Origin of the sequence: uncultured Microbulbifer sp., from assembly GCF_947489355.1 — a bacterium.
Classification (GTDB): Bacteria; Pseudomonadota; Gammaproteobacteria; order Pseudomonadales; family Cellvibrionaceae; genus Microbulbifer.
On record NZ_CANLDD010000095.1, the window covers coordinates 1 to 7,280 of the forward strand.

Annotated in this window: 7 protein-coding genes and 1 riboswitch; of the genes, 2 read left to right on the top strand and 5 right to left on the bottom strand. The window is 58.2% G+C overall.

The annotated features are described in order from the left end of the window. The first annotated feature begins 94 nt into the window (after positions 1 to 94). Complete coding sequence (locus tag Q1A48_RS20200; RefSeq protein ID WP_299948512.1) at positions 95 to 451, top strand: hypothetical protein; 357 nt, start codon at positions 95 to 97, stop codon at positions 449 to 451. Here Q1A48_RS20200 and tdh read toward each other — a convergent pair. From tdh to Q1A48_RS20225, 5 genes are all read right to left on the bottom strand, one after another. Then, positions 355 to 1,392 carry an L-threonine 3-dehydrogenase gene (gene tdh / locus Q1A48_RS20205; RefSeq protein WP_299948513.1) on the bottom strand — a complete coding sequence of 346 codons (1,038 nt, stop codon included), beginning with the start codon at positions 1,390 to 1,392 and terminating at the stop codon, positions 355 to 357. The two genes, Q1A48_RS20200 and tdh, sit on opposite strands and share 97 nt — an antisense overlap. 87 nt (positions 1,393 to 1,479) lie before the next feature. Next, entirely contained in the window at positions 1,480 to 2,679 is a 1,200-nt protein-coding gene (locus tag Q1A48_RS20210) for a glycine C-acetyltransferase (RefSeq protein WP_299948515.1), read from the bottom strand. 81 nt (positions 2,680 to 2,760) lie between these two features. Further along, on the bottom strand, positions 2,761 to 2,976 hold the full coding sequence (locus Q1A48_RS20215) for a hypothetical protein (RefSeq protein ID WP_299948517.1): 216 nt from the start codon (positions 2,974 to 2,976) through the stop codon (positions 2,761 to 2,763). Between the two features lie 58 nt (positions 2,977 to 3,034). Next, positions 3,035 to 3,163: riboswitch (SAM-I-IV-variant riboswitch) on the bottom strand. Between the two features lie 65 nt (positions 3,164 to 3,228). After that, positions 3,229 to 4,662, bottom strand: a complete 1,434-nt coding sequence (locus tag Q1A48_RS20220) for an aldehyde dehydrogenase family protein (RefSeq protein ID WP_299948518.1) — start codon at positions 4,660 to 4,662, stop codon at positions 3,229 to 3,231. 1 nt (position 4,663) lies between these two features. Next, complete coding sequence (locus tag Q1A48_RS20225) at positions 4,664 to 6,292, bottom strand: 5-guanidino-2-oxopentanoate decarboxylase (RefSeq protein ID WP_299948520.1); 1,629 nt, start codon at positions 6,290 to 6,292, stop codon at positions 4,664 to 4,666. 277 nt (positions 6,293 to 6,569) lie between these two features. On the opposite strand from Q1A48_RS20225, the gene pdxH reads away from it, so the two are divergent. Then, entirely contained in the window at positions 6,570 to 7,208 is a 639-nt protein-coding gene (gene pdxH, locus Q1A48_RS20230; RefSeq protein WP_299948522.1) for a pyridoxamine 5'-phosphate oxidase, read from the top strand. Positions 7,209 to 7,280: the final 72 nt, after the last annotated feature.

Consider the following 7,280-nt stretch of genomic DNA (forward strand, 5'->3'; position numbering starts at 1 on the left):
GTTGTGTTAGAACCTCAACAATGCGAGCTTGCTCTTACAAATCAATAGGCTACATCCAAACGGGAACAGCCCCTAATAATGTATGGAATTTTATATGGCTGAAGTCTACGAGCAACCTCCTGCTCCTGGTGCTCCCCCTAAGTATCCATCACCGCTCGAATTGGCTATCTACCAACTGGAGCAGGGGGCTTTGAAGTACCATGAGAATCAAACAAAAAATGCCCCTAAGGAGGAGAGCCAGATACAAGCTAGCCAGCGAAAGAAAGCCGAAGCCAACGATTGGGAGTATTTGATCAGGTTGCGCGACTATGTTGGGGTACTTGCAGACCTTCAGCAGCAGCAGCAGCTTGCTGACTACCGGGTGATTGATTGCCAGTTGAGAATCACCTTGCCGGATGCGCCAGAGCCCATGGTATCGAAGCCTTTTTGGAAGTCATTGATAGAGAACTGATGAGTGACAATCGGGGTCAGGTCCAGGCCGGACTGGATCAGGCTGGCCATTTTGTACCAGGTTTCGAACATCTCGCGTCCGTAGATCCCCTTAAGGGTCAGGCCTTTGAAGATTACCTGGCTCCAGTCGATCGCCATCTCGCCGGCGGGAATCCCCAGCATGGCGATTTTGCCACCGTGGTTCATGGCGGCGAGCATATCGCGGAAAGCGGTGGGCACGCCGGACATTTCCAGGCCCACATCAAAGCCTTCGCCCATACCCAGCTCTGCCATCACATCACTGAGGTTTTCCCTGGTCACATTGACTGCGCGGGTCGCGCCCATTTTGTGTGCCAGATCCAGACGGTATTCATTGATATCGGTGATCACCACATGGCGCGCACCCACATGTCTGGCCACCGCTGCGGCCATAATGCCGATGGGGCCGGCGCCGGTAATCAACACATCTTCACCCACCAGGTCGAAGGAGAGCGCGGTATGTACGGCATTACCGAAAGGGTCAAAGATCGAGGCCAGGTCGTCGGAGATATTATCCGGGATTTTAAAGGCGTTTAAGGCCGGAATCACCAAGTACTCGGCAAAGGCGCCCTGGCGATCCACACCCACCCCATAGGTGTTGCGGCACAGGTGGCGGCGACCGGCACGGCAGTTGCGGCAGTGTCCGCAGGTGATGTGTCCTTCGCCGGAGACACGGTCACCCACCTGGAAGCCCGCCACTTCCTGGCCCATACCCACTACTTCACCCACATATTCGTGTCCCACCACCATGGGGACCGGGATGGTTTTTTGCGACCACTCGTCCCAGTGATAGATATGCATGTCGGTACCGCAGATGGCGGTTTTGTGGATTTTGATCAGCAGGTCGTTGTGGCCGGGCTGGGGAATTTCCACGTCGGTGAGCCAGATTCCGACCTCAGACTTCAGTTTCGATAGTGCTTTCATTGTCATTACAACTGTAAATGGAAAGGTACCGCGGCGCTTTGCAACAGGACAGGCCTGTCGTTATGCATCGCTGCAATCAATTGGGCATTAAATAATTTTCAGCTCACGGCCCACTGCAATAAAGGCATCGATACATTGATCAAGCTGTTCACGGGTATGCGCCGCTGACATCTGGGTACGGATACGGGCCTGGCCTTTGGGCACTACCGGGTAGAAAAAGCCCACTACGTAGATGCCGCGCTCCAGCATCTTGTCCGCCATTTTTTGGGCAAGGGCGGCATCGCCGATCATCACCGGGATAATCGGGTGGTCGGCACCGGCGAGGGTAAAGCCAGCCTCGGACATGCGCTTGCGGAAGTAGGCGGAGTTGTCGCGCAGCTTCTCGCGCAGCTCACCGCCTTCCATCAGCATATCCAGCACCTTCAGGGAGGCGGTGACAATGGCCGGGGCCACGGAGTTGGAAAACAGGTAAGGGCGCGAACGCTGACGCAGCAAATCGATAATTTCCTTGCGCCCGGAAGTGAAGCCTCCGGAAGCACCGCCCAGGGCCTTGCCCAGGGTGCCGGTAATAATATCAATACGATTGATAACGTTGCCGTATTCGTGGGTGCCGCGGCCGTGTTCGCCGAGAAAGCCCACCGCATGGGAGTCATCCACCATGACCAGAGCGTTGTAGCGCTCGGCCAGGTCGCAGATGGCTTTCAGATCGGCGATCACGCCGTCCATGGAGAAGACCCCGTCGGTGGCGATCAGCTTGGTCTTGGCGCCCTCGGCATCGGCCGCCTGCAGCTGCTTTTCCAGCTCCGCCATATTGTTGTTGGCGTAGCGGTAGCGCCTGGCCTTGCACAGACGTACGCCGTCGATAATGGAGGCGTGGTTGAGGGCGTCGGAGATAATAGCGTCTTCCGGGCTCAATAGGGTCTCGAACAGACCGCCATTGGCATCGAAGCAGGAGGTGTAGAGGATGGTGTCTTCGGTGTGCAGAAATTCTGACAGGCGCGACTCCAGGGCCTTGTGAATGTCCTGGGTGCCGCAGATAAAGCGTACAGAAGCCATGCCGAAACCATACTGGTCGAGGCCCTCTTTAGCAGCCGCGATCAGGTCCGGGTGGTTGGCCAGGCCCAGATAGTTGTTGGCGCAGAAGTTCAGCACCCGGGTGTCATTGTTCACCTGGATCTCGGCGGCCTGCTGGGAGGTAATAATACGCTCGCGTTTGTAGAGGCCGTCGGCTTCGATCTGTTTCAGCTCATCGCGCAGGTGCTCAAAGAATTGTTCTGGCTTTGACATGGTATTGTTTTTAGCTCCTGTTCGGTGCTTGTGGCACAGAGTGGTTGGCGCAAGACAAGGTGGCGCCTGTCTATTTAAGTTTTACCCCGCCAGTTCACAGGCCTTGTGGGCTGTAATTGGCTGCTCACTGGCGCGGCAACTGGTGGCGAATTTTAATGCCTCTTCCGCGGTGTCGAACAGTAGTTGCCACAACAATTGCCGATCGGTCCGTCTCACCGCCCTTACCGCCGTGCGGTTTCGCTGGTTGGCGATTTGAATTTCTATAACGTCTTTACTGGATAGCGGTGTTTCGGACATGATCCCTCCAACAGTAGAAGTTTGGAGGGCTGACGTGGAAGCGGCGAATGGGTGTTCGCTTATCCGGTTGGATTGCTCTGGTAGAGCCCCATCCTCCCCACAGGCATTGGTGTGCCGGCAGAGAGAGAACCACCTTGCCCCGGTCGGCAGGTTGGCGTTGGCGTCAGCCACTCTCGTGATGTGCGGGCAAAGATAGCGGGGAGAGGGTTGGCAGTCAACTATGCCGCCCCCGTTCGGGGGCGGTGCAGACGTTTATGCCGGTAGCTGCACGGATTTCAGTTCGATAAACTCACCGAGCCCGGCATCACCGAATTCACGCCCATTGCCGGAGCGCTTGTAGCCACCAAAGGGGGCCTCGTAGTTGAACTCGCCACCGTTGACAAAGCAGAGGCCGGCCTCAATACGGCGCACCAGTGGCAGGGCACTCTCCGCATCCCTGGCCCAGACGCCGCTGGATAGTCCGTATTCGGTATCGTTGGCAATGGAAATGGCCTCGTCCATATCCCTGTAAGGAATTAGGCAGGTCACCGGGCCGAAGATCTCCTCGCGGGCGATGCTCATATCGTTGTGTACATCGGCGAATACGGTGGGTTTGACGTAGAAGCCTTTTTCCAGTCCTTCTGGCGTCTCGGTACCACCGGTGACCATACGTGCACCTTCATCGACACCCCGTTGGATATAGCCACGCACGATTTCCCGCTGGCGCGCGGAAGATAGCGGCCCCATAAAGGCGTCTTCGCCGGTGCCCACGGCGATGCCTTCGGCCACTTGTCGGGCGATTTCGACCGCTTCATCGTAGCGTTCGGCAGGTACCAGCATACGGGTCAGTGCGGTGCAGGTCTGGCCAGTGTTGATAAACACATCCTCGCAACCCCAGCGCACCGCAGCTTCCAAGTCGGCATCGGGGGTAATGATCAGCGGTGATTTTCCGCCCAGTTCCTGAGTAACGCGCTTGACCGTAGGTGCAGCGGCTTTCGCCACTTCGATGCCGGCACGGGTGGAGCCGGTGAAAGACACCATGTCGATACCCGGGTGGGCTGAGAGCGCTGCACCCACCACCGAGCCGGGACCGGGTACCAGATTGAAGACGCCGGCGGGCACCCCGGCCTCCTGGATAATTTCCGCCATGATAAAGTCCTGCAGTGGGGTAATTTCCGCAGGCTTGGTGATCATGGTACAACCGGCGGCCAGTGCCGGGGCCACTTTGCCGACGAACTGGTGCAGGGGATAGTTCCAGGGGGTGATAAAACCGCACACGCCCACGGGCTCACGGAACAAGATTGAATGGGCTGCCTTTTCCGTTTTTTCCATTTCGGCAGTGCGCTCGGCGTAGTAACGCACAGCGTAGATAGGTCCATCGACGTGTAGCCAACGGGTGATATGTTCGGGGCAACCGAGGGTTTGGGAGATGGCCTGGGTCAGATCTTCTTTGCGTTTTTCCATACCGTCGGCGATGGCGTTGAGCAGTGCACGGCGCTTCTGTGCGGTGCTATTGCGCCAGCTATGGAAGGCCCTGCGGGCGGCAGCCACGGCGAGATCCACGTCCGCAGCGGAGCCTTCAGACACCTCACAGATGAATGCTTCAGTGGCCGGGTTGATGACTGGATGAGCCCCTTCGCCCAGGGGTTCCCGCCATTGGCCATCGATAAACAGTTTACCGGTTTGCAGTTTGCTGAGATCTGTCATATCACGCTTCCCTTTGTTCTGCGCCTGAGGGCACACTGATTTCAATCAGGGTTGGGGCCTGTCGGCCAAAGGCGGCATTTACCGCTTCCACTAACTGGTCGGGTCGATCGATTCGGCATCCCTCGGCACCGAAGGCCCGGGCGAGGGCGACAAAATCCGGGGTGTGCAGGTTGACGCCCTCCTGGGGAACCTTGGCCGCATCCATAAAGTCACGGATTTCTCCGTAACCGGCATTGTTCCATACCAGTATCGGCAGTGGCAGTTGTTGTTCCACAGCCACCGCCAACTCACCCAGGGTGAACATCAGGCCACCGTCGCCAATCAGTGCGATTACATCGCGCGCACTGGATAGCTTGGCGCCAATAGCTGCGGGCAGGGCGAAGCCAAGGGTACCGTAGCCCGTGGTACAGGTAAGGTGGCTGCGCGGGTGGTACAGGGGCAGCGCATGGTTCGTGTTATAGGCCAGTTGGGTGGAATCTGTTACCAGAATGCCATTTGCCGGCAGGGATGCGCGCAGGGCTTCCACCCAGGGGAAGCGCTCCTCGGAGCCATCCCACCAGGCCTTGCGGCAGTCTTTGAGTAATTGGGCAACCTCTTGTTCAGATTGCGCTCTCGTCTCTCCATCGCGTTGGGTCAGGGCAGCCGCAATTTGCTCCAGGCTCTCGGCGGCATCGGCGCAGATGGCCAGGTCCGGTCTGGTGTTGCACACCAGCTGCGCAGCATCTATATCAATGCGGATTAATTGACCGGAAAAGGCGTAGTTATCCCGCACCAGGTTGCGGTCGGTCTCGGAAAGTTCGGTGCCCACTGCCAGGGCTACATCCGCAGTTTCCACCCGGCTGCGCACGCAATCGAAGCTCAGGTTGGCGCCGCCACACAGTGGGTGGCGTTCATCCACTACGCCTTTGGCGGCCAGTGACAGGAAAACCGGAGCGGCGAGTTTCTCAGCAATTTGTGTGGCGGCTTTACCCGCGGCCTGGGCGCCGCCACCCAAAAGAATGATCGGACGCTGGGCACCCTGCAGCCAGGCAGCGGCAGTGGCAATAGCGTTGCTGTTGGCGCAGGGCGCCATTGCGGTTGGGGCGGCGTGATAGTCCTGCAACTGGCCGGGCATGGGGGCCGGGAACAGGTCGATGGGAATCTCGATATGCACCGGTCCCGGGCGGCTGGACTGTAGCAGCTGGAATGCCTTCGCCATCACTTCCGGCAACTGCCCGGCCTGGGTCAGGGTGTGTTGCCAGAGACAAAAGCCGCGGCTGGCGTCACTTTGGCGCGGTAGCTCGTGCAGGCGTCCGCGGCCCATGCCCAGGTCTTCGCGGCGATTCACTGCGGAGATAACCAGCATGGGGATGGAGTCGGAGTAGGCTTGTGCCATGGCGGTGGCGGCATTGGTGAGACCGGGCCCGGTGATCAAAAAACAGACGCCCGGATTGCCACTGGCACGCGCGTAACCATCCGCCATAAAAGCGGCACCCTGTTCGTGGCGCGGAGTGATGTGTGTCAGGCCACTGCCGGGCAGGCCGCGGTACAGTTCGATGGTGTGTACACCGGGAATGCCGAAGACTTTTTCCACCTGGTATTCGCGCAGCAGACGCATCAGTACCTGGGCACATGTGGGTACAGAGGACATAACCACCGTTTTCCTTAGTCGTGTAAAAATGCAGTGAGCCTAGCGGCCCGCCAAATGCCACGCAAGCACCTGCAGAGTCTGCACCTGCAGGAAAAAAATCGCAGGAAAATTGAGATTACCCCCATATCGCGACAGGAAACTTTGTACGGCAGTCGCATTTTCGTCCACCTCTGGAAAGGTGGTCGGGGACGGGGTTTGACGAGTTGCTCGTGGAAAAATACCTTTGCGGCAGCGCGACAGATACACTTTGAGCGAGAACAGATGAGGAAGTCACACCATGGAAATTGATCAATGGCGCCGGGAGTACCTGCTCGGCGGTTTGCGTCGCGCTGAGCTGAAGCCGGCGCCGATAGAGCAATTCAGTCAGTGGCTGGATGAGGCGGTAGAGGCCGGGTTAAAGGACCCCAGCGCCATGTGCCTTGCCACGGTAGATGCCGCAGGCCAGCCCTCCCAGCGTATTGTTTTACTGAAAGGTTTTGATGAGCGCGGTTTTGTGTTCTACACCAACCTGGAGAGTAAAAAAAGCAGAGAGATGGCACATAATCCCCAGGTCTCCCTGCTGTTTCCCTGGCACCGGCTGGAGCGCCAAATTGTCGTAACCGGAAAAGTGGCTCGGGTTGCACGGGAGGAGGCACAAGCGTATTTCCAGTCCCGCCCGCTGGACAGCCAATTGGCGGCCTGGGCATCTCGCCAGAGCCAGCCACTGTCCTCCCGGGAGGAACTGCAAGCACAGTTTGAGGCAGAGAAGGCCCGTTTTGCTGAGAGCCCGATCCCGCTGCCGGAGTTTTGGGGGGGGTATCGGGTAGTGCCGCTTGAGGTAGAGTTTTGGCAGGGAGGTGCCAGTCGCCTCCACGACCGTTTTATTTATCGCGCAGATGACTGCGGCAGCTGGTCGGTGGAGCGCCTGTCACCCTAGGGGCTGTTCCCGTTTCACATGGGTAGCCATAGGAAGGCACAAGCCATAGCTACTGTGCTTTGATAGCACCTC